General features: G+C 70.5%; 3 protein-coding genes. 1 reads left to right on the top strand and 2 read right to left on the bottom strand.

Going from position 1 to position 2,269, the window contains the following annotated elements; translation table 11 throughout:
• Positions 1-204: 204 nt before the first annotated feature.
• On the top strand, positions 205-1,344 hold the full coding sequence (locus ACFR9S_RS12855; protein ID WP_379818825.1) for a DNA primase: 1,140 nt from the start codon (positions 205-207) through the stop codon (positions 1,342-1,344).
• Here ACFR9S_RS12855 and ACFR9S_RS12860 read toward each other — a convergent pair.
• The gene (locus tag ACFR9S_RS12860; RefSeq protein WP_379732776.1) at positions 1,335-1,541 is read right to left on the bottom strand and encodes a DUF7472 family protein; all 207 of its coding nucleotides are present in this window, start codon (positions 1,539-1,541) and stop codon (positions 1,335-1,337) included. The two genes, ACFR9S_RS12855 and ACFR9S_RS12860, sit on opposite strands and share 10 nt — an antisense overlap.
• A gap of 44 nt (positions 1,542-1,585) precedes the next feature.
• Positions 1,586-2,131 (bottom strand): Holliday junction resolvase Hjc, encoded by a 546-nt coding sequence (gene hjc, locus ACFR9S_RS12865; RefSeq protein ID WP_379732774.1) that lies wholly within the window; start codon positions 2,129-2,131, stop codon positions 1,586-1,588.
• Positions 2,132-2,269 lie beyond the last annotated feature (138 nt).

Consider the following 2,269-nt stretch of genomic DNA (forward strand, 5'->3'; position numbering starts at 1 on the left):
ACGGCCGACGCCGTCGAAACCACCATCGCACTCTTGGGACACTCCCCGAAACTCACGGAGGAAGACATCCGGGAGCACCGGTTCACGGACGCCGACTGCGAGTCCTGAACAGAACACCACACTGATCACTCGCGAGGCGACCCGACGAGGAACTAGTCGGTAGCGACCGCTGCGCTTATTCGCCGCGCTCCGAAACGGCGAGTCATGCAGCCGATCCACGCCCGCTACCCCTTCTTCGACGAGGCCCGCGAGGCCGTCGGGGAGCTGGGCGCCTCGGTGCCCGAACTGGCCGCGTCGGGCGACCCGGCCGTCGAGCGCGGCCGGGAGCGCGTCGAGCGCGCGCTGACCGAGGGGACCACCGCGCCCGCCGAGCCGGGGCGGTGGAGCGACGAGGCCGAACTGCTCTCCTACCCCGTCGCGCGCGTGCTCGTCTCCCTCCTGTCCGAGGAGAAAGCCGTCGAGAAGTACGCCGCTGCGGAGGCGTCGACGGCCGCGGCCCGCTTCGCCGAGGACGTGACCGGCGACGACGACGGCCTGCGCAGCACGACCGACGCCTCCGTGTCGCTTCCCCGAATCCTCCGAGAGTTCGAACTCGACGGCGCGGTCCGGGAGGAACGCCTCGCCGGCGCGGAGCGGAACCGCAGTGCGGGCGCGACCGACCGCGACTGGTACCGCGTCGGCGTCGAGCAGTACCTCCTGCTCACCGACGACTGGGGGGAGGAGTGGCGGCTGGTGAACCGCGAACTCGCCGACGGCGAGGTCCGGGTCCAGCGCGGCGAACTGTACGGCGCCGACGGCGAGGGGCTGCTCGTCGAGGCCGTCCGGCGCCGCGTGGCCGCGGGGCTGCCGTTCGACCTCGGCGACGACCGCCGGGACACGCTGGAGGACGCGCTCGCGGAGCCGCTGTCGGCGCTTCGGGACCTGCTCGGCGAGCGCGTGGCGGTCCGGGACATCGACGCCGTGGTACCGGAGCTGTTCCCGGACTGTCTCGACGAGCTACTGACCCGAGCCGAGAGCGAAGCGTTGGACGACACCGAGTCGTTCGCGCTCCTCTCCTTCCTCGCCGCGATCGGCCTCGACGCCGACGGGGCGGCGGCGTTCTGTGCCGACACGACGCTCGAGGAGGCGCAGGTCCGGTACGCGGTCGAGCGACTCGGGGAGAAACGCGGCGCGCAGTACCCGCCGCCGTCGTGTGAGACGCTCGAGTCGTACGGGATCTGTACGAACCAGAACGGCCACCGCGAGCGGGCGAACCACCCGCTCGTGCTGTACCGCGAGCGACTGCGGGAGACGCCGCCGGAGGAGCGCGTCGACTGGCGCGAGCGGGAGCCGGCTCAGTCCTGACTCGCGAAGTACAGCCCCAGCGCCCCCATGAGGAGGATGAAGCCGGTCAGAGAGCCGAGCATCGCGAGGCCGCCCGTGGCGGAGAGTCCTCCGTCGACGCCGAAGGTCGTGCCGACGACGACGAACGAGACGATGAACAGGGCGACGGCGGCGATCGAGAGCACGATCTTCCGCCCCATGCCCTCCTCGATATCCATACTCCGGAGTCGCCCGGGAGCACCCTAAAGCACTTCGATGCGGCTCAGTCGAGCGCGTCGGCCGCCTCGTCGACGGTGAGGGTGCCGTCGGCGACCGCCTGCAGCAGCTTCCGGACGCCCTCGTCCGGGTCGTCGTCCTCGCCGTCGGTGGTGGCGGTGCCGCGCTCGGTCGCCTCCTCGAGGGTGACCTTCTCGGTGTCACCGACGAGTTCGGCCATGTCGGTGCCGTCGGCGAGCGCGGTCTCCTTCTTCACGCGGTAGTTGCCGCCGTCGGTCGTGTAGCAGTCGCTCGGGTGGAAGAAGTACCAGTCCTCGCGGTCGAACCGCACGCCGATGCGGGGTTTGGCGCCGAAGTTCTGAGCGAAGTAGACGAGCGCCTGCACCTCCTCGCCGGTGAGGTAGATCGGGTCGCCCGCGGAGGACTTGGCCTCGATAGCGTAGAAGTTCTCGCCGTTGCCCGCGAGCACGTCCGGGAGCTCCCGCTGGGTCGCGCTCCCGCTGGCGGGCGCGCGCATGACGGCGAAGCCGGCGTCGTCGAGCCGGTTGACGAGCTCGCGCTCGCGCCGGTCGCCTTTCTTGTTCGTCGGCATTGGGTTTGAGTCGGGTACGAGGGGGCAAAAGGCGGTCGGTGAAAGGTGGGAGACGTGAGGGTATCGGGGAGTGCGTTCGACAGCAACCGCGGCGGCAACAGCATCTCGATGCTTGGCCACTTGCGACCGCAGTGCGCC

Origin of the sequence: Halolamina salina (genome assembly GCF_042678005.1) — an archaeon.
GTDB classification, from domain to species: Archaea; Halobacteriota; Halobacteria; order Halobacteriales; family Haloferacaceae; genus Halolamina; species Halolamina salina.